A 24,466-nucleotide genomic window follows, 5' to 3' on the forward strand; every position below is an offset into this window, starting at 1 on the left:
CCTGCCGTCGGCCGGACCGGCACCGGGGTGGATTGGTCGCAATGTCAGGACAATGTGCCCGACGGGCGCGCGCCCCTTGTGTTTCCCCGTACAGCACCCGTACGGACGGTGAGGCAGAATCGAGCCCGATGAGCACCTACCGTGACTTCAGCGCCCCCATCGGCTCCCGCCGGGCCCCGGTCCTGCGTACCGTCGGCACCCGTGAGCGCCGCTCGCACCTGACCGCACCCCGGGTGCCGACGGTCGGCATCGACATCGGCGGCACCAAGGTCATGGCGGGCGTCGTCGACGCCGACGGCAACATCCTGGAGAAGCTCCGCACGGAGACCCCGGACAAGTCCAAGAGCCCCAAGGTCGTCGAGGACACCATCGTCGAACTGGTCCTGGACCTCTCCGACCGGCACGACGTGCACGCGGTGGGCATCGGCGCGGCCGGCTGGGTCGACGCCGACCGCAACCGGGTCCTGTTCGCCCCCCACCTGTCCTGGCGCAACGAACCGCTGCGCGACCGCATCAGCAGCCGCCTGTCCGTCCCCGTGCTCGTCGACAACGACGCCAACACCGCCGCCTGGGCGGAGTGGCGCTTCGGCGCCGGACGCGACGAGGACCACCTGGTCATGATCACCCTGGGCACCGGCATCGGCGGCGCCATACTGGAGGACGGCCAGGTCAAGCGCGGCAAGTACGGCGTCGCCGGCGAGTTCGGCCATATGCAGGTCGTGCCCGGCGGCCACCGCTGCCCGTGCGGCAACCGCGGCTGCTGGGAGCAGTACAGCTCCGGCAACGCGCTGGTCCGCGAGGCCAAGGAACTGGCGGCGGCCGACTCCCCGGTGGCGTACGGGATCATCGAGCACGTCAAGGGGCAGATCGGCGACATCACCGGCCCGATGATCACGGAGCTGGCCCGTGACGGCGACGCGATGTGCATCGAACTGCTCCAGGACATCGGCCAGTGGCTCGGCGTCGGCATCGCCAACCTCGCCGCCGCCCTCGACCCGTCCTGCTTCGTCATCGGCGGCGGCGTCTCGGCCGCCGACGAACTGCTGATCGCCCCCGCGCGCGACGCCTTCAAACGCCAGCTCACCGGCCGCGGCTACCGCCCCGAGGCCCGCATCACCCGCGCCCAGCTCGGCCCCGAGGCCGGCATGGTCGGCGCCGCCGACCTGGCCCGCCTCGTCGCCCGCCGCTTCCGCCGCGCCAACCGCCGCCGCGTCGAGCGCCACGAGCGCTACCAGCGCTTCACCGAGGCCCGCCGCACCTACCGGGAGTCCCCGTGACGGCATCGCTGCCGCGCCAGGCGACGGCCTCCCCGGACGAGCCGCCGCGCCCGCCCGAGGACCGCCGCCACCGCAACCGCCGCCGGGCCCTCACCCTGCTGATCATCGTGCTGCTCATCGGCGTCCCGGCCGGCTATCTGGTGATCTCCGCCAACCAGAGCCGCGACAGCGGCAAGGACAAGGAGGAGAAGTACTCGGCGACCGGCCTCAGCGAGGGCTGGCCCTCCAAGGTGCAGCGCCGTCTCTACCAGGTGCCCGTCCCGCACCCCGCCGACCAGGTCGCCTACTACGAGACCAACAACTGGCGCACCAGCCGCCTCTACGTCCAGTTCCGCACCACCTCCGCGGGCCTGGACGCCTTCCTCGCGGGCGTCGGCGTCGGCCGCGACGACCTGGTCGCCGACGACATCACGATCAGCGCCCGCGACCAGAAGGTCACCGGCTGGAGGTTCACCGGCCCCGGCTCCTGGTCCGGCCTCGTCCACCAGCAGAAGGACCCGGCACCCACCCAGGACATCGTCGTGAACACCGCGGACCCGAACTACCCGATGGTGTACGTCGTCTCCCGCACGGTTCCGTAGGCCCGCCCCCGCGCGCAGTCCCGTGAACACCCGGCCCCGGCCGGTCGCCGGGGCCGATTGTCAGAGCCCGCCCGTAGAGTCGTAGACGTTCGATCCGGCACACGGGACGGGAGGGGGCAGGACGTATGGACGGCAGCGCCGACGGCACCGCATCCGTCTCCGCGCGCCTCGCGGCGGTCTTCCTGCCCGCGCCGCTGCCCCGCGAGGGCCGGATCGCCTTCTGGTCCCCGGACGGCGAACCCCTCCCGGACGACTCCCCGGACCTCACCGAGCTGACCGTCGTACGACGGCACGGCGCCGGTGTCCGCCGCCGCACCGCCCCCGCGCGCACCCTGGCCGTCGCCGACGCCCTGCCCCTGCTCGTCCGGGCCCGCCGCGACCCCGCCGCCCATCCCGCCACCGCCTGCTGGGGCGCGACCGCCCTGCACGCCCTGCGGCTCGTCGCGCGCGGCCGGCTCCTGCCCGGACTGACTCCCACCGGCCACGACGCCTGGCGCGCCGGCCCTCTGGACCAGGAGGACATCGCCCACCTGCGCGCCATCGCCGCCGCCCTGCCCCCCGAGGGCCACGCGGTGCCGCTGCCCGGCCCGGGCCCGCTGCGGCTGCCCACCCCTGAGTCGCTCATGCGCTCCTTCCTCGACGCCGTCGCCGACACCCTCCCGCGCACGCCCGCCGCCCCCCTCGCCTCGGGCCGTCCCTTCGCCGACCGCAGGCCCCAGCGGCTGCCCGGCGCCCAGGACTGGGCCGCCGAGGTCGCCGCCGGGATGGACGCGGGCGTACGGATCTCGCTCCGCCTCGACCTGTCCGCCTACGAGCTGTTCGACTCCGGCGACCCGGTGCGCAGCGCCGGTGCGGCGATCGTCCAGGTGCACAGCCTCGCCGACCCCACCCTCGTCGCCGACGCCGCCGCCCTCTGGTCCGGCGAGGCCGACACCGTGTTCGGCCCCCGCGCGCGCGTGGACGCCGCCCTGGCGGTGCGCCGGGCCGCCCGGGTGTGGCCGCCCCTGGACCGGCTCGGCGAGCAGGACGTGCCCGACGTGCTCGCCCTGACCGAGGGCGAGCTCGGCGACCTCCTCGGGGTCGCCGCGACCCGCCTCGCGGCGGCCGGCGTCGCCGTCCACTGGCCGCGGGACCTCGCCCAGGACCTCACCGCCGCCGCGATCGTCCGGCCCGCGCCCGGCTCGGCGACCGACGGCACGGGCTTCTTCGAGAGCGAGGAACTCCTCCAGTTCCGCTGGCAGTTGGCCCTCGGCGGCGACCTCCTCAGCGAGGCCGAGATGGACACCCTCGCCGAGGCCCACCGGCCCGTCGTCCGGCTGCGGGACCGCTGGGTGCTGGTCGACCCGGCGCTCGTCCGCAAGGCCCGCAAACGCGAACTGGGCCTGCTCGACCCGGTCGACGCCCTGTCCGCCGCGCTCACCGGCACCGCCGAGGTCGACGGCGAGACGGTCGAGGCGGTGCCCGTCGGCGCGCTGGCCGCCCTGCGCGACCGCCTCACGACAGGGGTACGCCCGGCCGAGCCGCCCCCCGGTCTGCGCGCCACCCTGCGCGACTACCAGCTCAGGGGCCTGGCCTGGCTGGACCTCATGACCTCCCTCGGCCTCGGCGGCTGCCTCGCCGACGACATGGGCCTCGGCAAGACGATCACGCTCATCGCCCTGCACCTCCAGCGCGACCGGCCCGCACCGACCCTCGTGGTCTGCCCCGCCTCGCTGCTCGGCAACTGGCAGCGGGAGATCGCCAGGTTCGCCCCCGGCGTCCCCGTCCGCCGCTACCACGGCGCCGACCGCACCCTGGACGGCCTCGACGGCGGCTTCGTCCTGACCACGTACGGCACCATGCGGTCGGCCGCGCCCCTCCTCGCCCAGCAGACCTGGGGCATGGTCGTCGCCGACGAGGCACAGCACGTCAAGAACCCCTACTCGGCGACCGCGAAGGCCCTGCGCACGATCCCGTCGCCCGCGCGCGTGGCCCTCACCGGCACCCCCGTCGAGAACAACCTCTCCGAACTGTGGGCCCTGCTCGACTGGACCACCCCCGGCCTCCTCGGCCCCCTCAAGTCCTTCCGCGCCCGGCACGCGCGTGCCGTGGAGAACGGTGAGGACCAGGAGGCGGTGGAGCGGCTGGCCCGCCTGGTGCGCCCCTTCCTCCTGCGCCGCAAGAAGTCCGACCCCGGCATCGTCCCCGAACTGCCGCCCAAGACCGAGACCGACCACCCCGTCCCGCTCACCCGCGAACAGGCCTCGCTCTACGAGGCGGTCGTCCGCGAGTCGATGCACGTCATCGAGACGGCCGACGGGATCGCCCGCCGGGGCCTGGTGCTGAAACTGCTCGGCGCGCTCAAGCAGATCTGCGACCACCCCGCGCTGTACCTGAAGGAGGACGCCGGGACGGGAGCCGACCGGCTGGCGCTGCGCTCCGGCAAACTCGCCCTGCTGGACGAGCTGTTGGACACCGTGCTGGCCGAGGACGGCTCCGCGCTCGTCTTCACGCAGTACGTCGGCATGGCCAGACTCATCACCTCCCACCTTCAGGCCCGCGCTGTCCCGGTGGACCTGCTGCACGGCGGCACACCGATCCCGGAGCGGGAACGCATGGTGGACCGTTTCCAGGACGGCGCCACCCCGGTCCTGGTGCTGTCCCTCAAGGCCGCGGGCACCGGTCTGAACCTCACCCGCGCGGGCCATGTCGTCCACTTCGACCGCTGGTGGAACCCGGCCGTCGAGGAGCAGGCCACCGACCGCGCCTACCGCATCGGGCAGACGCAGCCCGTCCAGGTCCACCGCCTCATCACCGAGGGCACGGTGGAGGACCGCATCGCCGAGATGCTCGCATCCAAGCGGGCGCTGGCCGACGCGATCCTCGGCTCCGGCGAGTCCGCCCTCACCGAACTGAGCGACCGCGACCTCTCCGCCCTCGTCTCCCTGCGGAGGCCGTCATGACGCCGCCCCGCCCGGCCGACGAGGCCCGCAAGGCGCTGCGCGAGGCGCTGGAACGCCGGGCCGCCGAGCAGGCGAGGTCCACCGGGGACGGAACAGCCCCGGCCCCCGCGGAGGCCCGCCCCGGCGACGCCGCCCGCGCCGCTCTGCGCCGAGCGGTCGCGGAACGACGAGAAGCCACCCGCCCCCCGACCCCGCAACGCCCCCACCCCGACGCGACACCGGGGGAGGGGGACCCGACGGAGCGTCCGGACGACCCGCGACACCCGAAGGACCCCTCCGAACGGGGCGCCGCCGGTGGAACCCCAGCCGCGCCGCCCTCGGCCGTCCTGGACCCAACCGCCGCCGGGGAGTCGGCTGCCGCGGAGGCGACGGGCCCGGCTGGGGCGTCCACCGCTGCGGGGGAATCGGCTGCCGCCGAGTCGGCTGGCGCTGCTGGGCGCCCTGTCGTCGGAAGGTCCGCTGCCGCGCGGGAGTCGGCCGCCACCTGGGGCACCCCCGGCCCTGAGTCGGGCGGCGCTGCCGGAAGGGCCGCTGTCGGTAAGTCTGCTGACGCCGATGCGGCTGGCGCCGATGTGGCCGGCGTCGATGCGGCCGGCGCCGCCGGGAAGTCCGCCGTCGTCGGCAGGGCGGCTGACGCCGGGGTGGCTTCCGCTGCCGGGGTATCCGCCGCCGGGATTCCCACCGGCACGCGGGAGTTGGCTTCGGCCGACGAGCCGGCCGATACCGAGTCGGCCGACGCTGCCGGCGAACCCGGTGACGCTGAGGCGGGCACCACCCCTGGGCGGTCCACCGCCGGGATGTCCGCTGCCGCGCGGGAGTTGGCCGCCACCTGGGGCACCCTCGGCCCTGAGTCGGGCGGCGCTGCCGGAAAGTCCGCCACCGGCAAGCCCGCCGACGCCGAGGCAGCGGCCGTTGCCCTGCGAACCGCAGCCGGGATGTCCGCTACCGCGCGGGAGTCGGCCGCCACCTGGGATGCCCCGGACCCCGAGCCAACCGGTGCTGCTGGGAAGCCCGCCGAGGCCGCCGAGCCCGCCGAGGCTGCTGAGCCTGCCGACGCCGACAAGTCCGCCGACCCCGAGTCGGCCACGGCCGCCGTGGAGTCTGCCGCCGGAACGCCCACCGCCGCCGAGCAGCCCACCGGCGCCGAGGCGGCTACCGCCACAGGCGCGCCCGCCGTCACCGGCAAGCCCGCCGACCGTGTGCGTGAGGCCCTGCGGGCCGCTCGTGCCCAGGCGAGGCCGGCACGGGAGGGCGGGGCGGTCCAGGGGGCCGGGGAGGCAGGGCGCGGCGGCGGGGGAGAGCGCAGGCGGTCGCGCCGTCCGGACCCCTCGCCCCGAGGCCGCCCGCAGGGGCGAGCCGCCGACGAACGGGCGCGTGACGTACGGGAGTTCCTCGCCACCGCCTTCGTCATGCCCCGCGACGAGGACGCCTCCGCGGACGAGGCCGTTCCCGGTCCGGCCGCCCCGGCCCCTGCCCTGGCGCCTGAGCCCGCCTCTGAATCCGACCCGTCGCCCGACCGGGGCACGGCCCCCGTCACCCCTCGCCCCTCCATGGCCGCTCCCGGCCGGGACGGCGAACTGCGGCGTACCTTCCCCGCGTTCGCGCCCTCCGCCGCGCCGGAAGGCGGCTTCGCCGAGACCTGGTGGGGCAACGCGTGGGTGGACGCGCTGGAAGAGGGCGCGCTCGATCCCAAGCGGCTGGCCCGCGGGCGCGGTTACGCGGAGCAGGGGCATGTCGACGCCATCACCGTGACGCCGGGGCTGGTGCTCGCCTACGTACAGGGCAGCCGCCCGCGCCCCTACCGCGTACAGGTCCGGCTGCGGACGTTCGACGACGAGACGTGGGCCCGGTTCCTGGACCTAGCCGCCGAGCGCCCCGGCCGTATCGCGGCCCTCCTCGACAAGGAGATGCCCCAGTCGCTCGCCGAGAACGGCGGGGTGCGCCTGCTGCCAGGCCCCGGCGATCTCGCCCCGCAGTGCAGCTGCCCCGACCACGGCCACCCCTGCAAGCACGCCGCGGCCCTCTGCTACCAGACGGCCAGGCTGCTCGACGCGGACCCCTTCGTGCTGCTCCTGCTGCGCGGCCGGGGCGAACGCCAACTGCTCGACGCGCTCTCCCGGTTGAGCGCCGCCCGCGCGGCCCGCGCCGCCCGCGAGCACACCCCGGCGGCCCTGCCCGGCGTCCGCGCCACGGAGGCCCTCGCCCCCCGGCGGCTCCCGCCCCTGCCCGCACCGTCACCCGTCCCCGCGCACCCCGAGCAGCCCCCGGCCTACCCGGCGGCCCCGGGCGGCCCGGACCCCCTCGCCCTGGACCAGCTCGCGACCGACGCCGCCGCGCGTGCCCACGCGCTGCTGGCCACCGGCCGGGACCCGGTCGCCGAACTGACGCTGTGGCAGGACGCGGTACGGATCGCGGCGGCCCGCCCGGGCTCCGGGCTCACCGCGGCCACCCGCGCGCTCTACGCCTCCCTCGCCTCGGCCGCCGGCCGCACCCCGGCCGACCTGGCGCGCGCGGTCGCCGCCTGGCGGCAGGGCGGCTTCGAAGGGCTCGCCGTCCTGGAGGAGCCCTGGGACCCGCCGGCCGGCCGCTTCGACCGGGCCCGGCCACTGCTGCTCGCCGCCGACCTCCCGGCGTTCCGCCCCTGGCGCAACCGCCTCACCCACCCGCGCGGCCACCTCCAGCTCCGCCTCGGCCGGGACGGCCTCTGGTACGCCTACGAGTCCGACCCCGGTGCGGACCCCGGCTCCGACGACTGGTGGCCCCGCGGCACCCCCGACCTCGACCCCGTCGGCGCCCTCACGGGCCTCGGCGGCACCTCCGAGGACCCGGTTAATCCATCGTATTGACAAACGCGGCGGGCGGTTCGTACGTTCGCGGGGCAGGCGACCCGTCCCCTCCAACTCCCCTTTCTGTTCCTTGCGTCGACCAAGAGCCAGGGAGTGTGCAGTCACTTGGGCAGCGACACACGGCGGGCGCTCGTCGTCCGCGGCGGCTGGGACGGGCATCTGCCCGTCACGATCACCGACACCTTCGTCCCCTTCCTCAAGGAGCGGGGATTCGCCGTCGAGACCGCCGACGACCTCGCGGTGTACGACGACGCCGAACGGCTCACCGCGACCGACCTGATCGTGCAGTGCTGGACGATGGGGACCATCACGCAGGACCAGGTCGCCCGTCTCACCGCCGCCGTCCGCGCGGGCACCGGATTCGCCGGCTGGCACGGCGGCATCGTCGACTCCTTCCACGACCACGGCTACCACCTGCTGACCGGCGGCAAGTTCGTGATGCACCCGCCCGGATTCCTCGACCACACCTACGAGTTCTCGCCCGAGCACGCCGACCACCCGGTCATCGCGGGCCTGGCCGACTTCCGCGTGCACTCCGAGCGGTACTGGGTCCTCACCGACCCGCACATCGACGTCCTCGCCACCACCACCTTCCCGCCCGACGAACTGCGCGACCGGCCCGCCGTCATGCCCGCCGTGTGGACCAGGACCTGGGGCGCGGGCCGGGTGTTCGTGTCGACCATCGGGCACAAGCCCGACGACTTCGACGTGCCCGAGGTCCGCGCGCTGACGGAGCGGGGGCTGCTGTGGGCGAGCCGCTGAGGGTCGGTCTGATCGGCGCGGGGAAGATCAGCGGGGCCTACCTCGCGACCTTCGAGAACCTCGCCTCCCTGCGGCTGACGGCCGTCACCGACCTCGACCCGCACCGCGCGCGGGCCGTCGCCGAGCGGACCGGGGCGTCGCCCGCGCCCACCGTCGCCGCCCTGGTGAGCAGGGACGACGTGGACGCCGTCCTCAATCTGACGATCCCCGCCGCCCACGCCGAGGTGGCACTCGCGGCCCTCGGCGCGGGCAAGCACGTGTACGGGGAGAAGCCGCTGACCGCGCACCGCGAGGAGACCGAGACGCTCCTGGCGGCGGCACGGGCGGCGGAGCTTCGGGTCGGGTGCGCGCCCGACACCGTGCTCGGCACCGGCACCCAGACCGCGCGCAAGGCGGTCGACGACGGGCTGATCGGCACACCGGTCGCGGCCACCGCCTTCATGACCACCGCCGGACACGAGGCCTGGCACCCGGACCCCGAGTTCTACTACCAGACCGGCGGCGGCCCCCTGTTCGACATGGGCCCCTACTACCTCTCGGCCCTGGTCCACCTCCTCGGCCCGGTCGTCAGGGTCGTCGGCGCCTCCTCCCGGCCCCGCCCGCGCCGCACCGTCGGCAGCGGCCCCCGCGCCGGGCACACCTTCCCCGTCGAGGTCGACACCCATGTCACCGGCGTCCTGGAGCACGCGGGCGGTGCCCTGTCCACGCTGGTGATGAGCTTCGACGTCCGGGCCGCCCGGCTGCCGCGCATCGAGGTGCACGGCACCGACGCCTCCCTGTCGCTGCCCGACCCGAACGGCTTCGACGGCGCGGTGGAGCTCAACCGGGGCGACGGCTGGCACACGCTGCCGGTGTCCGCCGGGTACCGGGACGCGGGCCGGGGCGTCGGTCTCGCCGACCTCGCCGAGGCGCTCGCCGCCGGGCGCCCGCACCGGGCGTCGGCCGAACTCGCCGCGCACGTCCTGGACATCATGCTCACCCTCACGGACGCGGCGGACCAAGGCCGCTCCCTGACGGTGACCAGCACCTGCGAACGCCCGTCCCCCGTACCCCACTTCGGTCCCTGATCGCCGCGGCCCGCGGCCCGAACGGCGTGACCTTCCTGACCGGTACCCCACTTCGCCCACCGGGCGACCGACCGACCCCAGGAGACCCCCGTGCACGACGACCGGCTTCTGGTCGAGGCCCGGCCGGACACCAGCTGGTTCGAGGTCACCGGACCCGTCCCCGCCGCGCGGGCGGGCAGGTCACCCCGCGCTTCCCGAAGGCGTGAGGCGTGAAAGCCGCGGAGGAGGGCGCCGAACCTCCCGCGATCCGGCGCGGCACCAACCTGCCGCGCATGGGCGACTTCAACGAGTCGGTCGTCCTCGACGCCATCCGCCGCCATCCGGGCGGCCTGAGCCGGGTGGAACTCGCCCACGCCACCGGCCTGTCCGCGCAGACCGTCTCCAACATCACCCGCCGGCTCCTGGACCGGGGCCTGGCCCGGGAGTCCGGCAAGCGCAACATCGGCAGCGGGAAGCCGCGCACCCTCCTGGAGACCGTCCCGACCTCGCGGTACGCGGTGGGCATCCACCTCGACCCGGCCGTGATCACCTGCGTACTGGTCGACCTGCTGGGCACGGTCGTCGCCCACCGCGGCCGGCGTACCCCCAGCGGCGGGGACACGGACGGCACCGTCGCCGGCATGGCCGCCACCGTGAACGGCCTGGTCGAGGAGTCCGGCGTCGACGCGGCCCGGGTCCTCGGCCTCGGCATCGCCGCGCCGGGACCCGTCGACACGGCGGCGGGCCGGGTCGTGGACCCGCCCGAACTGCACGGCTGGGGCCGCTATCCGCTGCGGGACCGGCTCGGCGCGGCGACCGGTCTCCCGGCGCTGCTCGACAAGGACGTCACCGCCGCGGTCGTCGCGGAACGCTGGGCCGGGACCGCCGCCGACAGCCGCAACCTCCTGTTCTGCTACCTCGGCACCGGCGCCGGAATGGGCCTGGTCGTCGAGGACACCGTGGTGCGCGGGGTGTCCGGCAACGCGGGGGAGATCGGCGGACTCGTCGAGGCCTGCTCCACCCGTGTCCTCGTAGACGAGGCGCTCTCCCTGGGCGTCCTCGGCCCCGAGTACGCCGTCGCCGATCCGGCCGACGCCCAGCCCGGCGTGGCACGGCTCGCCGCGCTCGCCGCCGCCGGCGACTCCGTGGCCGACGGCGTCGTCGAGCGCCTCGGACAGCGCGTGGGCCGGGGCGTGTGCGCCGCGGCGACCCTCCTCGACGTCGACACGATCGTCTTCGGCGGGCCCGTCTGGCAGATCCTCGCCGGGCGGCTGCGCACCACGATCGAACCCATGGTCGCCCGCTCCCCGTTCGTCCGGGCGACCCACCCCACGGCCGTCCTGTCCACCGCCCTCGGCGAGAACGTGGCCGCGATCGGCGCGGCCTCTCTCGTCCTGGACCGGGCCCTGTCCGCGCAGCCCCGATCCCTGCTCCTGGCGTGAACCGGACGTGAAGGTTCTCCCCGACCTCATCACAACCTGGGACGCCCTGCACGGGGTTGCGCCCCACTCGCGTGCGATTCCGCGAGATGTGAGAGCGTGCAGGGCGTGAGCGAGACACCCGCGAAGACCCTGCAATACCGCTTTGACGGACCGGAGGACGCACCTGTCCTGATCCTCGGACCGTCCCTCGGCACGACCTGGCACATGTGGGACCGGCAGATCCCCGAACTGGTCAAGCAGTGGCGGGTCTTCCGGTTCGACCTCCCCGGCCACGGCGGCGCCCCCGCCCATCCGACCGGGTCGGTCACCGAACTCACCCTGCGGCTGCTCGCCACCCTCGACGGGCTCGGTGTGCAGCGCTTCGGCTACGCGGGCTGCGCTCTGGGCGGCGCGATCGGCCTGCACCTGGCGCTGCACCACCCGGAGCGGGTCGCGTCGCTCGCGCTGATCGCCACCTCGCCCCGGTTCGGCACCCCGGACGAGTTCCGTCAGCGGGGCGTGATCGTGCGCACCAACGGGCTCGACCCCATCGCCCGCACCTCGCCCGACCGCTGGTTCTCCACCGGGTTCGCCGCCGCACAGCCCGCGATCACCGAGTGGGCCGTGCAGATGGTCCGCACCACCGACCCCGGCTGCTACATCGCCGCGTGCGAGGCGCTCGCCGCCTTCGACGTACGGGCCGACCTCGGCCAGGTGGGCGTGCCGACGCTGGTGCTGGTCGGGTCCGACGACCAGGTGACCGGTCCGGCGGAGGCCCGCACCCTCGTCGCCGGCATCCCGGACGCGCGGCTCGCCGTCGTCCCGGGCGCCTCCCATCTCGTCCCCGTCGAGCAGCCCGCCGCCGTCACCGAACTGCTCATCCGGCACTTCGCGACCGCCTGGCAGCCCGCCTACGACTCGACGACCGGCCAGATGGCGATCCCCGCGGCGCCCGCCAAGCAGGTCCTGACGCCCGCCGGGACCCCCGTACCGGCCGTGCCCGTCGCGCCCACGCAGACGCCTCAGGTCGCGCCCATCGCCGAGATCGCCCCGTTCGTCCAGGAACCGCAGACCTTCGGGCGCCCCGACCCGTACGACGCCGGGATCAAGGTGCGCCGCGAGGTCCTCGGCGACGCGCACGTGGACCGGGCGCTGGCCCAGGCCGACGAGTTCTCCGGCGACTTCCAGGAGTTCATCACCCGCTACGCGTGGGGCGAGATCTGGGACCGGCCCGGCCTCGACCGCCGCTCCCGCAGCTGCGTCACCCTCACCGCGCTCGTCGCGGGCGGACACCTGGACGAGCTCGCCTTCCACGTCCGGGCCGCCCTGCGCAACGGCCTGACCCCGGCCGAGATCAAGGAGGTCCTCCTCCAGGCGGCCGTGTACTGCGGCGTGCCCGCGGCGAACAGCGCCTTCAAGGTGGCCCAGCAGGTCATCCGCGAGGAGACGACCCCCGACGTGTGAACGCGCCGCGCGGGCGGGCGCGGCAGGATGGGCCCATGAAGCTCACGAAGAAGTCCCACGCGTGCGTGCGGCTCGAGAAGGACGGCCGCACCCTCGTCCTGGACCCCGGCGGGTTCACCGAACAGGACGCCGCGATCGGCGCGGACGCGATCCTCGTCACCCACGAGCATCCCGACCACTTCGACGAGGGGCGCCTGCGCGCCGCCATGGAGGCCGACCCGGCCACCGAGATCTGGACCCTGCGCTCCGTCGCGGAGCAGATCTCGGCGGCCTTCCCGGGCCGCGTCCACACCGTCGGCCACGGCGACACCTTCACCGCCGCGGGCTTCGACGTCCAGGTCCACGGGGAACTCCACGCGGTCATCCACCCGGACATCCCGCGCGTCACCAACGTCGGCTACCTCGTCGACGACGGCAAGGTCTTCCACCCCGGCGACGCCCTCACCGTCCCCGGCCGCGCCGTCGAGACGCTGATGCTGCCCGTCATGGCGCCCTGGAACAAGATCTCCGAGGTGATCGACTACGTCCGCGAGGTCAAGCCGCAGCGCGCCTACGACATCCACGACGCGCTGCTCACCGACCTCGCCCGCCCGGTCTACGACCGGCAGATCGGCGGCCTCGGCGGCGCCGAGCACCTGCGGCTGGCGTCCGGCGAGGCGGCCGTCCTCTGACTGTCGGTGCGGGCGGGTAGGTTGTCAGGCATGCGCATCGCGACCTGGAACGTGAACTCGATCACCGCCCGCCTGCCGAGGCTCCTGGCCTGGCTGGAGAGCAGCGACACGGACGTGCTCTGCCTCCAGGAGGCCAAGCTCGCCGAGGAGCAGTTCCCGTTCGACGCGCTCCGCGAGGCGGGCTACGAGGCGGCGGTCAACGCCACCGGCCGGTGGAACGGCGTGGCGCTGCTCTCCCGCGTCGGCCTCGACGACGTCGTCAAGGGCTTGCCCGGCGACCCCGGCTACGACGGCGCCGAGGAGCCCCGCGCCATCTCCGCGACCTGCGGCCCGGTGCGCGTCTGGTCGGTGTACGTGCCCAACGGCCGCGAGGTCGAGCACGCGCACTACGCCTACAAGCTCCAGTGGTTCGAGGCCCTCAGGGCGGCCGTCGAGGGCGACGCCCAGGGCAGCCGTCCCTTCGCCGTCCTCGGTGACTACAACGTCGCCCCGACCGACGACGACGTCTACGACGTGGCCGCCTTCGAGGGCCTCACCCATGTCACCCCGGCCGAGCGCGCCGCCCTCACCGCGCTGCGCGGCACGGGCCTGTCCGACGTGGTCCCGCGCCCCCTGAAGTACGACCACCCGTACACGTACTGGGACTACCGCCAGCTCGCCTTCCCCAAGAACCGCGGCATGCGCATCGACCTCGTCTACGGCAACGAGCCCTTCGCCAAGGCCGTCACCGACGCCTACGTGGACCGCGAGGAACGCAAGGGGAAGGGCGCCTCGGACCACGCGCCGGTCGTCGTCGACCTGGACGTCTAGGGCACGAGCAGCCCGAGGTCCACGGCGTCGGCGAGCGCCGCAAGCCCCGTGTCCCCGGGATGCAGATGGTCCCCGCTGTCATAGGCGGGGAGCAGCCGTGCCGGGTGCGCGGGGTCCCGCAAGGCCGCGTCGAGGTCGAGGACGCCGTCGAACACCCCGGCGTCCCGGATCCACGCGTTGACGGCGGCCCGCTCGGCGTCCACGGCGGCCGTGCACCGCGCCTCGCCCTCGCACGGCAGGATCGTCGCGGCCAGCATCCGCAGCCCGTGCGCCCGGCCCCGCCCGGCCAGTTCGGCGAGCCCGGCGACGACCTCGCCGGCCGTCGCACCCCACCGCAGGTCGTTGACGCCCGCGAGGACGACCGCGGTGCGCGCCGAGGTCTGCGCGAGGACGTCCCGGTCGAGGCGGTGCAGGGCGCTCACCCCGCCGGTGTCGGCGGACACCCCGTCGCCGGGGTAGCGGTCGGTCAGGACACGGTTCGCGGAGATCCCCTGGTTGAGCACGCCGTAGCGCGGGACGGTGTGCTGCGCGGCCAGCCGGTCGGCCAGCACGTCCGGCCAGCGCCGGTTCGCGTCCGCCGTCGACCGCTCCCCGTCGGTGATCGAGTCCCCGAGCACCACCACCGACCCCGGCCCGCCGCCCACGTCCACCCCGGTCAGCAGCGGCCAGCCGGTCAGGACACCCGTGTACGGCGTCCCCGAGCCGTCCGCCGTGTGGTCACCCGTCTCGCTGACGTACGACCGCTGCCGCGCGAGCCGGTGCAGGGGTGCCGCCGTGACCGTCCCCGGCAGATGGAAGCTCACCAGCAGATCGGCGTCCGGGGGCACCTCGAAGGCGAGCGGATCGCTGAACGCCTGCGCCCCCGCGGGCACCTCGACCCCGGCCGCGCCCTCGAAGGACACCGCCACCGGCGTCTCCCGCGCCGCCGCGCCCTCGGCCCGTGCGGCCACCGTGGCGCTCCCGATCCGTACCGGCGCCGCCGCGAAGGTGTTGTCGAACCGCAGCCGCACCCGGGGCCCGCCGGCCGAGGTGTGCACGACCAGCCGCAGCGTCCGGTCGCTCCACGGCCCCACCGCCGCGTACCCGGACGTCGACGCGGCCCAACTCCCGCTCCAGCCCGCCGCCGTGGGCCGTACCGACAGCGCGAAGACGTGCAGGTCGGGCGAGTCGGGCAGCCGCACCGAGGCGACCGTCCGCCCGCGCACGATCGGCACCGTGACGACGTACAGCCGTGCCCGCTCGGCGAGTTGGCGCTCGGGGGTGTTGATGTGCGGCAGCGCCACGGCCTTGGTCGCGAGGGGGCCGGTGCGCCAGTCGGGAGCGGTGAGGCGGTAGGGGGAGCCGCTGCCGTCGGTGTACGTGACCGTGCCGGTGCCGCTCGCGTCGGAGCCGCCCGTGCCCGCCACCAGGAACGCGAGCGCGTCGCCCCGCCCGCCGGCCCGCACCCGCTGCCCGGCCGCGCGCACGTTGTCCGGCCGGCCCGGCGTCGCACGGGGCCAGGTCAGCCGGGTCCCCTGCATGGTCAGCGCCCGGCCGGGCGTCCAGCCGGCCGCCGTCAGGTCCCGCGCGGACAGCGAGGCGCCCGAGCCGTCGAAGTCGGCCTCGCCCGGCCGGTCGTCGTCGCTGACCGCCACGTTGTCGAACAGGGCGTCCAGCGAGGGGAGTTCGGCTCCGGTCGACGAGGACGCGGCGGGTGCGGGGGTGGTCGCGCGGACCTGGACGGCCGGCACGAGTGCCGTGAACAGGGCCAGAGCGACCGCGGGGATCCATAGGGGTTGGCGCACGCCGGCCGAAGCTAGGCGGACGCGGGAGAGGCGTCAACGCGCCATGCCCGGAAGCGGCGTGAAGTCACCCGCGATCGAGGGCCCGCGCGCCTGTGGTGCGCGGACAGGTACGGATGTCAGGCTGGGCGTATGAAGATCCCTTTTCTGGGGAACCGGCGCAACGACACCGAGGCGCGCGACGCCGAGGGCATCGCCGAACTCCTCTCCGAGTGTGAGCTGCTGCGCCACCAGGCGGCGCGAGCGGGTGTCCAACTCGACGACACCGTGGCCTCGTTGGAGGCGCTGGACCAGGTGGTCCCGGGCTGGCGGGACGACGAGGAGGTGCTGGAGTGGCTCGGCAACGACGCCGGGCTGTACCTGGGGACCGTGATCGTGCGGACCGTGCCCGGATCGGCGTGGGGCATCCGCGCCGACGGACAGCCGGTCATCCGGCTGGAATCGGGACGTGAGTTCGACGTCGTCGCCGACGGGCACGAGTGGGCGGCGAGCGGAGTCCCCGAACTCTCCCAGCTCTACGCCGAAGTGGCCGAGGCGTGACCAGGATGTAAGCAAGGCTTAAATACGGCTAATGCCCGAAAAGTGCGTGTCGTGCGCTCGCGCCACTCTTGTCTGGATAGTTTGCGGCGACCGCGACACAGCTGAGAGTGGGTAGGGCTGGGCATGGCCGTCGATCCGTTGATCGAGCTGCGTGACGTCAACAAGTACTACGGGGAGCTGCATGTCCTGCGGGACATCAACCTGACCGTCGGCAAGGGGGAGGTGGTCGTGGTCATCGGCCCGTCCGGGTCGGGAAAGTCGACACTGTGCAGGACGATCAACCGCCTGGAGACGATCCGGTCCGGGCGGATCCTGCTCGACGGACAGCCGCTGCCGGAGGAGGGCCAGGCCCTCGCGCGGCTCCGCGCCGAGGTCGGCATGGTGTTCCAGTCCTTCAACCTCTTCGCCCACAAGACGGTCCTGCAGAACATCTCCCTCGCTCAGATCAAGGTCCGCAAGCGCAAGAAGGACGAGGCCGACCAGCGCTCCCGTCGGCTCCTGGACCGGGTCGGGCTCGCCTCCCAGGCCGACAAGTACCCGGCGCAGCTCTCCGGCGGCCAGCAGCAGCGCGTGGCCATCGCCCGCGCCCTCGCCATGGAACCCAAGGCCCTCCTCTTCGACGAGCCGACCTCCGCGCTCGACCCGGAGATGATCAACGAGGTCCTGGAGGTCATGCGGCAACTCGCCCGGGACGGCATGACGATGGTCGTCGTCACCCACGAGATGGGCTTCGCCCGCTCGGCCGCCAACCGCGTGGTGTTCATGGCGGACGGCGCCGTCGTCGAGGACCGCGCACCCGACGACTTCTTCACCCGACCCGAGAGCGACCGTGCCAAGGACTTCCTCTCCAAGATCCTCAAGCACTGACCGGGGGGCGCGCCCCGTGGTCCGCGCCACGCGTGGGTGCGTCACCGCCTCGACTACGATGTGCCGTTCGTCCCTGTGGTGCCGGTGACCTCGCCGTTCCGCGTCGGGACGCTGCCGCCGGGTGGGGGTCCCCCCACGGCCCCTGGACCGTAGGGGGCGGCAGTTCACAGAGCCATACCCGCCCGGCGCCGGCCGGAGATCACTGCTCGCGCAGCGGAACCGACACGTACGACGGGTCGTTCGACGGCGAGGAGAAGGTCAGCCGAGCGCCGGTCGGGTTGTGCTCGATGTAGAGCGGGTCGACCGTGTCGACGACCAGAGCGAGCCGGTGCCCCGCCGGGACGTCGTAGGCCGTGGAGTTGAGCTCCAGGTCGAGACGGAACGCTGTGCCGGGGGTCTGCCCGTGGAAGGTGTACGGCGCGTTGCTGACCAGCTTGCCGAGGCCGAGAGGGCCCACGTCGTACAGATAGGCGACGAGGGTGCCGCTCTCCGCGGTGGGGGTGACCGTGGTGTGCAACTCGGCCGTGCCGCGCACCTGTTGGGCCGTCGTGTACTTCTCCGACTGCCAGACGGCCGCCCAGCGGCGGGGGAGCAGGGGGATCGAGGCCGTCGGGGGCAGCCGGACCAGCTGGTCGAGGATGCTGGAGAGGAAGACGATCCCGCCGTCCGCGCCGGAGTCCACGTTGGTGTGGATGGTCGTCGTCCCGGACAGGTCGATCCTCCGGGTCGTCGCGCCCACCGACTTCCAGTCCGGGTAGCCCTCATAGCCGCCGGAGGAACGGGACTTGAGCCGCACGGGCTGTTCGCCGTCGATGCCGTTGTCCGTGCCCTTGAGGTAGTGGTCGAACCAGCGCTCGGTGTCGCTCCACACGTCGTTGGGCAGCCCGAACAGGCCCGTCAGCTCGGCGGTGGCGTGGTCGCCGGGGCGGAACTCCAGGCGCTTGGGGACGGTCAGCTTCTCGTAGAAGTCGGCGTACTGGTTGGGCGGGAAGATCGAGTCGCCCCAGGCGTTGGCCAGCATGACCGCCGCGCCGTTTTTGTTGATCTGGTCCACGTATGTAGTGGCTGAACGTTTCTTCCCCCAATCGATCATGTCCTGTTCCCTGGACAGGTCGGAGGCGTAGAACGAGTCGAAGATCTGCCGGAGTTCGGCGCTCTGCCGTCCCGTGACGAGGCTCGCGCCGTCGAGGAGCGCGGAGGCCTGGACGTGCTGGGTGCGGCCCGAGTAGATCGAGTCGATGAGGTCGGCCCAGCCGCTCAGCGAGGCGACGGCCTTGATCCGCTTGTCCTGCGCGGCGGCGAGCAGGCTGATCCCGGCGCCGTACGACACCCCGCCCATGCCGATGTGCGCCGCGTCGGCCGGGGTGTTGGCGAGTGCCCAGTCGATGACCCTGGACGCGTCGGCTATGTCGGGTGGCCCGGCGACCTCTATCTCGCCGCCCGACTGCCAGAAGCCGCGGACGTTGTAACTGACCACGACGTAGCCCGAGTTCGCGAGCTTCTGCGCCTGGGCCAGATACTCGACCTGGGGCAGGCCCCAGCTCGTGGGGAACACCAGCAGCGGCAGGCGGCGCGAGGGGTCCGCGTCCGCCGGGGTGATGACGTTCGCCTTGAGCACGGTGCCCCCGTCGCCGGCGATGTCGACGAAGCGGATGCCGCCGCCGGCCGCCTGGGCGGCAGGGGCGAGCCCGAGGACGCTTCCGGCGACCAGGGCCGCCGAGACGACGCCGACGGCGGTCGTGCGCAGAGCCTTGCTTTCGTGTCCCACGGGCCACTCCTCACTCGTGTAAGTGCAAAGTGACCAGACGGTAACCTCGGCTCCTTACCTGAGGTAACCCGTCGGTAAGTTACGCAGGAGTAACGATTGTTGTCCCGTGAATGAATTTGGTCGTCCGTGCGGGTGCTCAGGAGGCGCGGTGCGTGTTCCGGGCCGGTGCGGGGGTCGGCAGGGGCGCCTGGGCCGCCCGGGTCACGTCCGCGACGAGCTCGGCCACATCCGGGCCGTACGCCTGGGAGTTGACCACCTTCAGCAGCAGGACGAACGTGCTGTTTCCGTGCTTGCGGGCCAGCCGCTCGTGGTTGCGCGCGAGATAGCGGGTCGCCGCCTGATTGGTGATCGCGGTCTGGCCGCAGAACAGGAACACCGGCCGGGCCGTCTCGGGCTGCCCCGCCGTGAGCCGGGCCAGCAGCACGTACTCGCTCTGCCCCTTCTCCATCCGGTACCGCTCGCTGCCGATCTGGAACGCCAGCTTGTCCGGCCCCGGTTCGGGGTCCAGGTTGACGCGCACCCCGGGCAGCATGGCGTTCATGTGCGCCGCCATGCGCCGGTTGGACCCCGGTCCGCCGACACAGAACTCCGTGCGCTCCCCGAAACCCTGCCGGGCCGTGTCCTGGGTGATGACATCGGCGTGGGCCCCGCAGTCCTTGATGAGCGCGGAGAGTTCGAGCAGGGCGAAGACGTCGTAGCGGTGCACCGCCAGATCGGCGCTGCCCGCGTCCCGGTTGACGACGAGCAGCGACTCGGAGTTGTCGGGCAGCCCGAAGAACGCCTGCTTGCGCCGGAGTCTGCGCCGCCAGAGGTAGGTCCGGGCCAGCCAGCCGAGCGCCGCGCTGATGCCGGCGGCGACCACGCCCAGAACGATGTTGCGCACGTCGTCAGTCATGGGCGCGCATGCTAGCGGCCCCGCATGACAAGGGCGTACCCGTGTTCGAAGTGTGGCCATCTCATGACGGCTGCCCTGAATGGGCCTGTCGGGGTACGGGTGTTGTGGTTACGCTGCGCGGACGTCCTGGCCTGGAGGTGCGCATGCGTCGCCCTGTCGCGCGGCAACTGTCGGTTCTGGCGGTCTCGGCCGCCGTGGTGTCGGTGGGGGCCGCTCCCCCGTCCCCGGCGTCCACCACCCCCGAGAAGGTACCCGTCGCCGTCGGCTACGGCGGCGCCGTGGCCAGCGTCGACGCGGACGCCTCGGCCGCCGGGATCGAGGTGCTGCGCAAGGGCGGCAACGCGGTCGACGCGGCCGTCGCCACCGCCGCCGCCCTCGGTGTCACCGAGCCCTACTCGTCCGGCATCGGCGGAGGCGGCTACTTCGTCTACTACGACGCGAGATCCCGCAGCGTGCACACCATCGACGGCCGTGAGACGGCCCCGCTGAGCGCCGACGAGAACCTCTTCGTCGAGAACGGTCAGCCGCTCGCCTTCGCGGACGCCGTCACCAGCGGGCTCGGCGTCGGCACCCCGGGCACGCCCGCCACCTGGGCCACCGCGCTCGGCAAGTGGGGCACCAGAGGGCTCGGCACGGTCCTCAAGCCCGCCGAGAGGATCGCCCGCGAGGGCTTCACCGTCGACGCCACCTTCCGCGCGCAGACCGCCCTCAACGAGACCCGCTTCCGTTACTTCCCCGACACCGCCGAGCTGTTCCTCCCCGGCGGCGCCCTCCCGGTCGTCGGCTCGACCTTCAAGAACCCCGATCTCGCCCGCACTTACGCCGAGTTGGGGAAGAAGGGCACCGCCGCGCTCTACCACGGCGACCTCGGCGACGACATCCTCGACACCGTCAACGACCCGCCCGTGGACCCGGCGTCCGGCTGGAACGCCCGCCCCGGCGACCTGACGGCCAAGGACCTCGCGGCCTACCGCGCCAAGCTCCAGGCACCCACCAGGACCACCTACCGGGGCCTGGGCGTCTACTCCATCGCACCCTCCTCCTCCGGCGGCACGACCGTCGGCGAGGCCCTCAACATCCTGGAGAACACCGACCTGTCCAAGGCGAGCGAGACGCAGTACCTGCACCGCTACATCGAGGCCAGCCGGATCGCGTTCGCCGACCGGGGACGCTGGGTCGGCGACCCCGCCTTCGAGGACGTCCCCACCCAGGGCCTGCTGTCCCAGTCCTACGCCGACGAGCGGGCCGCGCTCATCAAGGACGACGCGGTCCTCACCAGCCCGGTCGCCCCCGGTGACCCGAACGCCCCGGGCTCGACGGGGACGCCCGCGCCGACGACGTACGAGGGCGAGAACACCACCCACCTCACGGTCGCCGACAAGTGGGGCAATGTCGTCTCCTACACGCTGACCATCGAGCAGACCGGCGGCAGCGGCATCACCGTGCCCGGGCGCGGGTTCCTCCTCAACAACGAGCTGACCGACTTCTCCTTCGCCCCGGCCAACCCGGCCGTCCACGACCCGAACCTGCCCGGCCCCGGCAAGCGGCCCCGCTCCTCCATCTCGCCGACGATCGTCCTCGACCGGCACGGCCGGCCGGTGGTGGCGCTCGGTTCACCCGGCGGCGCGACCATCATCACGACCGTCCTCCAGACGCTGACCCAGTTCCTGGACCAGCGCACCCCGCTCGTCGACGCGATCGCCGCCCCCCGCGCCAGCCAGCGCAACCAGACCACCACCGAACTGGAACCGGCCCTCTACGACAGCGACTTGAGGACACGGCTGGAGGCGCTCGGGCACGGCTTCCGGCTCAACGCCGAGATCGGCGCCGCGACCGGCGTGCAACGCCTCCCGAACGGCGAGTGGCTGGCCGCCGCCGAGACCGTACGGCGCGGCGGCGGCTCGGCGATGGTCGTCTACCCCTCCTCGCGCTGATCCGGCGCGGCGAAGGTCAGTTCGCCCTCCCGCGCGTCCACCGTCACCCGGCCCCCCTTCTCGACCTTGCCGTCGAGAAGGAGCCGGGACAGCCGGTTGTCCACCTCGCGCTGGATGGTGCGCCGCAGCGGACGGGCACCGTACTCCGGCTGGTGGCCGCGCCGGGCGAGCCAGTCGACGGCGGCGTCGGTGAACTCGACCGTGACGTCCTGCGCGTGCAGCAGCCGGCGCGTCTTGTCGAGCAACAGATTGGTGATCTGCCGTAGTTGGTCCTCGGTGAGCCGACGGAAGACCACGATCTCGTCGATCCGGTTGAGGAACTCCGGCCGGAAGTGCTCGCGCAGCGGACGCAGGATCTGCTCGCGCCGCGCCTCCTCGTCGGCCTCCGCGCCGCCCGCACCGAAGCCGATCCCCGCGCCCCGGCGGGTGATCGCCTCGGAGCCCAGGTTGCTGGTCATCACCACGACCGTGTGGGTGAAGTCGACCGTGCGGCCCTGGGAGTCGGTGAGGCGGCCGTCGTCGAGGACCTGGAGCAGGATGTTGAAGACGTCCGGGTGCGCCTTCTCCACCTCGTCGAGCAGCAGCAGCGAGTACGGGTGCCGGCGCACGACCTCCGTGAGCTGGCCCGCCTCCTCGTGCCCCACGTATCCGGGCGGCGCGCCCACCAGGCGGCTGACCGTGTGCCGTTCCTGGTACTCGCTCATGTCGAGCCGGACCATCCGCTCCTCGCTGCCGAACAGCGCCTCGGCCAGCGCCCGCGCCAGTTCGGTCTTGCCGACGCCGGTGGGGCCGAGGAAGAGGAAGCTGCCGATGGGGCGGTCCGGGCTGGCGAGTCCGGCCCGCGAGCGCAGCACGGCGTCCGCGACGACCCGCACCGCCTCGTCCTGCCCGACGACCCGCTCGTGCAGATGCTCCTCCAGGCCCAGCAGCCGGTCCTTCTCCTCCTGGGTGAGACTCGCGACGGGGATGCCGGTCCGCCGGGAGACGACCTCGGCGATCGCCTCCGCCGTGACCTCCAGGTGCTGGCCCTCGTCCGCCTCCGGGGCACCGGTGGTGTCGGCGATCCGCTGTTTCAGCTCCGTGATGCGGTCCCGCAGGTGCAGCGCCTGCTCGTACTGCTCGTCCGCGACCGCCTGGTCCTTGTCCCGCGAGAGCCGGTCCATCTCCTGCTCCAGCGCCCGCACGTCGGTGCCCTTGGTGCGGGACCGCAGCCGGACCCGGGCGCCCGCCTGGTCGATGAGGTCGATCGCCTTGTCGGGCAGCCTGCGGTCGGTGAGATGGCGGTCGGACAGCTCCACGGCCGCCATCAGCGCCTCGTCGGTGTAGCGGACCTGGTGATGCGCCTCGTAGCGGTCCCTGAGGCCGCGCAGGATCTCCAGGGCGTCCGCGGCCGTCGGTTCGGGCACCAGGATCGGCTGGAAGCGCCGGGCGAGCGCCGCGTCCTTCTCGATCCGGCGGAACTCCTCCAGCGTCGTCGCGCCGACGATGTGCAACTCGCCCCGTGCCAGCGCGGGTTTGAGGATGTTGCCCGCGTCCATGGAGCCGCCCTCGCCGCCCCCGCCCGCCCCGACGACGGTGTGCAGCTCGTCGATGAAGACGATCAACTCGTCGGAGTGGGACCGGATCTCGGACACGATCGCGTTGAGCCGCTCCTCGAAGTCGCCCCGGTAGCGGGTCCCCGCGACCACGCCCGTCAGGTCCAGGGACACCACCCGTCGGTCGGCGAGCACATCGGGCACGTCCCCGTCCGCGATCCGCTGCGCCAGCCCCTCCACGATGGCCGTCTTGCCGACCCCCGCGTCACCGATCAGCACCGGGTTGTTCTTGCCGCGCCGCGACAGCACCTCGATGGTCTGCTCGATCTCCTCGTCCCGCCCGATGACCGGGTCGACGCGGCCCTGCCGGGCCATCTCGGTCAGATCGTGGCTGTACTTGTCGAGGGTGGGGGTGCCGGTGGGGCGCTGCGGCTCGCCGTGCGCCGCTCCCGGTTCCGGGACGACGGGCTCGGGCGGCAGACCGGTGGGCGCGAAGTGCGCCGAGTTCAGGATGTGCCCGGCCGCCGAGTCGGGGTTGGCGGCGAGCGCGCTCAGCACGTGCTCGGGCCCGATGTACCCGGCGCCGCGCGCCCGCGCCAGGTCGTGCGCGTCCAGCAGGGCCCGCTTGGCGGCCGGGGTCAGGGACAGCGAGGTCGGCGGCGGCGCCTCGCCCGGCGGGTGCAGCACCGGGCCCGACCGCTCGTCGATCTCCGTCGCCAGCTCGTCGGGGTCCGCGCCCGCCCGGCTCAGCAGACCGCGGGTCGGCTCCGCGGACAGCGCCGCCCGCAGCAGATGCTGGGTGTCCAGGTCCCGGCTGCCGTGCTCGCTCGCGTACTGCGCCGCGCCCCGCACCAGCTCTCTGGCCGGGCGGCTCAGCAGCCGGCCGATGTTGATCTGCCGGGGGCCGGGGTGGGGCCCTCCGAAGAACCGGGCGAGGAACTCGCCGAACTGGTCGTACCCCTCGGGACCGCTGAAGCCGCTGGTCATGGCCGTTCCCATCCGGCGTCCCCGCGCGGCCCGGGACGCCTCGCTGATCGACATGCCGGAGCCGGGTAACCCGGTCCTGGGCCGGTCACACCTGTGACCCCTCCTCGGCCCGACGGCCGGGTGCACGCGGCCTCGTCCACCACGAGGCCCGGGGGCCTGCCGCGGCGGACGCCCGGTCGTACGCGGGCCGCCTCGGCACTCGTACAACACGATCGCACGATCGCCGCCCCGCAGCACCTCCGGGAGAACGCCCCGCCGGGTGCGCCCGGGGCGGGCCCGGCGGGGCGCGGACGCCGTCCCGAACCCCGTCCCCGGCCCGTCCGGCCGGGGGCGGGAGGC

Annotated in this window: 17 protein-coding genes; 13 read left to right on the forward strand and 4 right to left on the reverse strand. The window is 73.7% G+C overall.

What is annotated here, in order from left to right; genetic code table 11:
* Positions 1 to 128 precede the first annotated feature (128 nt).
* The 10 genes from ACIPSE_RS22000 (at position 129) to ACIPSE_RS22045 (ending at position 13,820) form a co-directional block, all read left to right on the forward strand.
* Positions 129 to 1,277 (forward strand): ROK family glucokinase, encoded by a 1,149-nt coding sequence (locus ACIPSE_RS22000; protein ID WP_401664811.1) that lies wholly within the window; start codon positions 129 to 131, stop codon positions 1,275 to 1,277.
* On the forward strand, positions 1,274 to 1,858 hold the full coding sequence (locus tag ACIPSE_RS22005) for a sugar kinase (RefSeq protein WP_401664813.1): 585 nt from the start codon (positions 1,274 to 1,276) through the stop codon (positions 1,856 to 1,858). Before ACIPSE_RS22000 ends, ACIPSE_RS22005 begins: the two co-directional genes overlap by 4 nt.
* 125 nt (positions 1,859 to 1,983) lie before the next feature.
* Positions 1,984 to 4,800 (forward strand): SNF2-related protein, encoded by a 2,817-nt coding sequence (locus ACIPSE_RS22010; protein ID WP_401664815.1) that lies wholly within the window; start codon positions 1,984 to 1,986, stop codon positions 4,798 to 4,800.
* 797 nt (positions 4,801 to 5,597) lie between these two features.
* Positions 5,598 to 7,646: an SWIM zinc finger family protein gene (locus ACIPSE_RS22015; protein ID WP_401664817.1), complete on the forward strand. Its 2,049-nt coding sequence runs from the start codon at positions 5,598 to 5,600 to the stop codon at positions 7,644 to 7,646.
* Positions 7,647 to 7,751: 105 nt separating this feature from the next.
* Positions 7,752 to 8,408: a ThuA domain-containing protein gene (locus ACIPSE_RS22020; protein WP_401664819.1), complete on the forward strand. Its 657-nt coding sequence runs from the start codon at positions 7,752 to 7,754 to the stop codon at positions 8,406 to 8,408.
* Positions 8,393 to 9,475, forward strand: a complete 1,083-nt coding sequence (locus ACIPSE_RS22025; protein ID WP_401664820.1) for a Gfo/Idh/MocA family protein — start codon at positions 8,393 to 8,395, stop codon at positions 9,473 to 9,475. Before ACIPSE_RS22020 ends, ACIPSE_RS22025 begins: the two co-directional genes overlap by 16 nt.
* A gap of 209 nt (positions 9,476 to 9,684) precedes the next feature.
* Positions 9,685 to 10,896 carry an ROK family protein gene (locus ACIPSE_RS22030; protein WP_401664822.1) on the forward strand — a complete coding sequence of 404 codons (1,212 nt, stop codon included), beginning with the start codon at positions 9,685 to 9,687 and terminating at the stop codon, positions 10,894 to 10,896.
* A 105-nt stretch (positions 10,897 to 11,001) separates the two neighbouring features.
* The gene (pcaC, locus tag ACIPSE_RS22035) at positions 11,002 to 12,339 is read left to right on the forward strand and encodes a 4-carboxymuconolactone decarboxylase (protein ID WP_401664824.1); all 1,338 of its coding nucleotides are present in this window, start codon (positions 11,002 to 11,004) and stop codon (positions 12,337 to 12,339) included.
* 35 nt (positions 12,340 to 12,374) lie between these two features.
* Positions 12,375 to 13,010, forward strand: coding sequence for an MBL fold metallo-hydrolase (locus tag ACIPSE_RS22040; protein ID WP_401664826.1), 636 nt, complete (start codon positions 12,375 to 12,377; stop codon positions 13,008 to 13,010).
* A 30-nt stretch (positions 13,011 to 13,040) separates the two neighbouring features.
* Positions 13,041 to 13,820 (forward strand): exodeoxyribonuclease III, encoded by a 780-nt coding sequence (locus tag ACIPSE_RS22045; protein ID WP_401664827.1) that lies wholly within the window; start codon positions 13,041 to 13,043, stop codon positions 13,818 to 13,820.
* Here the strand turns inward: ACIPSE_RS22045 and ACIPSE_RS22050 are convergent.
* Positions 13,817 to 15,604 (reverse strand): SGNH/GDSL hydrolase family protein, encoded by a 1,788-nt coding sequence (locus tag ACIPSE_RS22050; RefSeq protein WP_401664828.1) that lies wholly within the window; start codon positions 15,602 to 15,604, stop codon positions 13,817 to 13,819. The two genes, ACIPSE_RS22045 and ACIPSE_RS22050, sit on opposite strands and share 4 nt — an antisense overlap.
* 129 nt (positions 15,605 to 15,733) lie before the next feature.
* Here ACIPSE_RS22050 and ACIPSE_RS22055 point away from each other — a divergent pair, with 129 nt between their 5' ends.
* Positions 15,734 to 16,141: a DUF6278 family protein gene (locus tag ACIPSE_RS22055; protein ID WP_401664830.1), complete on the forward strand. Its 408-nt coding sequence runs from the start codon at positions 15,734 to 15,736 to the stop codon at positions 16,139 to 16,141.
* Between the two features lie 123 nt (positions 16,142 to 16,264).
* The gene (locus tag ACIPSE_RS22060) at positions 16,265 to 17,008 is read left to right on the forward strand and encodes an amino acid ABC transporter ATP-binding protein (protein WP_401664831.1); all 744 of its coding nucleotides are present in this window, start codon (positions 16,265 to 16,267) and stop codon (positions 17,006 to 17,008) included.
* A 199-nt stretch (positions 17,009 to 17,207) separates the two neighbouring features.
* On the opposite strand, the gene ACIPSE_RS22065 is transcribed toward ACIPSE_RS22060, so the two are convergent.
* Positions 17,208 to 18,776 (reverse strand): CocE/NonD family hydrolase, encoded by a 1,569-nt coding sequence (locus ACIPSE_RS22065; RefSeq protein ID WP_401664832.1) that lies wholly within the window; start codon positions 18,774 to 18,776, stop codon positions 17,208 to 17,210.
* Positions 18,777 to 18,912: 136 nt separating this feature from the next.
* Positions 18,913 to 19,671 carry a hypothetical protein gene (locus tag ACIPSE_RS22070; protein WP_401664834.1) on the reverse strand — a complete coding sequence of 253 codons (759 nt, stop codon included), beginning with the start codon at positions 19,669 to 19,671 and terminating at the stop codon, positions 18,913 to 18,915.
* A gap of 143 nt (positions 19,672 to 19,814) precedes the next feature.
* Here ACIPSE_RS22070 and ggt point away from each other — a divergent pair, with 143 nt between their 5' ends.
* A complete protein-coding gene (gene ggt / locus ACIPSE_RS22075) occupies positions 19,815 to 21,605 on the forward strand; it encodes a gamma-glutamyltransferase (protein WP_401664836.1) in 1,791 nt (596 codons plus the stop codon).
* Here the strand turns inward: ggt and ACIPSE_RS22080 are convergent.
* The gene (locus ACIPSE_RS22080; RefSeq protein ID WP_401665049.1) at positions 21,587 to 24,127 is read right to left on the reverse strand and encodes an ATP-dependent Clp protease ATP-binding subunit; all 2,541 of its coding nucleotides are present in this window, start codon (positions 24,125 to 24,127) and stop codon (positions 21,587 to 21,589) included. The genes ggt and ACIPSE_RS22080 overlap by 19 nt on opposite strands.
* Positions 24,128 to 24,466: the final 339 nt, after the last annotated feature.

Source organism: Streptomyces sp. NPDC090106 (assembly GCF_044747265.1).
GTDB lineage: Bacteria > Actinomycetota > Actinomycetes > Streptomycetales > Streptomycetaceae > Streptomyces.

Bases quoted from the DNA above. Each gene is read 5' to 3' on its own strand.
- ACIPSE_RS22080 (WP_401665049.1), bottom strand. From the start codon at position 24,127: ATGACCAGCGGCTTCAGCGGTCCCGAGGGGTACGACCAGTTCGGCGAG.
- ACIPSE_RS22015 (WP_401664817.1), top strand. From the start codon at position 5,598: ATGTCCGCTGCCGCGCGGGAGTTGGCCGCCACCTGGGGCACCCTCGGC.
- ACIPSE_RS22010 (WP_401664815.1), top strand. From the start codon at position 1,984: ATGGACGGCAGCGCCGACGGCACCGCATCCGTCTCCGCGCGCCTCGCG.
- ACIPSE_RS22055 (WP_401664830.1), top strand. From the start codon at position 15,734: ATGAAGATCCCTTTTCTGGGGAACCGGCGCAACGACACCGAGGCGCGC.
- ACIPSE_RS22060 (WP_401664831.1), top strand. From the start codon at position 16,265: ATGGCCGTCGATCCGTTGATCGAGCTGCGTGACGTCAACAAGTACTAC.
- ACIPSE_RS22000 (WP_401664811.1), top strand. From the start codon at position 129: ATGAGCACCTACCGTGACTTCAGCGCCCCCATCGGCTCCCGCCGGGCC.
- ACIPSE_RS22040 (WP_401664826.1), top strand. From the start codon at position 12,375: ATGAAGCTCACGAAGAAGTCCCACGCGTGCGTGCGGCTCGAGAAGGAC.
- ACIPSE_RS22070 (WP_401664834.1), bottom strand. From the start codon at position 19,671: ATGACTGACGACGTGCGCAACATCGTTCTGGGCGTGGTCGCCGCCGGC.
- ACIPSE_RS22045 (WP_401664827.1), top strand. From the start codon at position 13,041: ATGCGCATCGCGACCTGGAACGTGAACTCGATCACCGCCCGCCTGCCG.
- ggt (WP_401664836.1), top strand. From the start codon at position 19,815: ATGCGTCGCCCTGTCGCGCGGCAACTGTCGGTTCTGGCGGTCTCGGCC.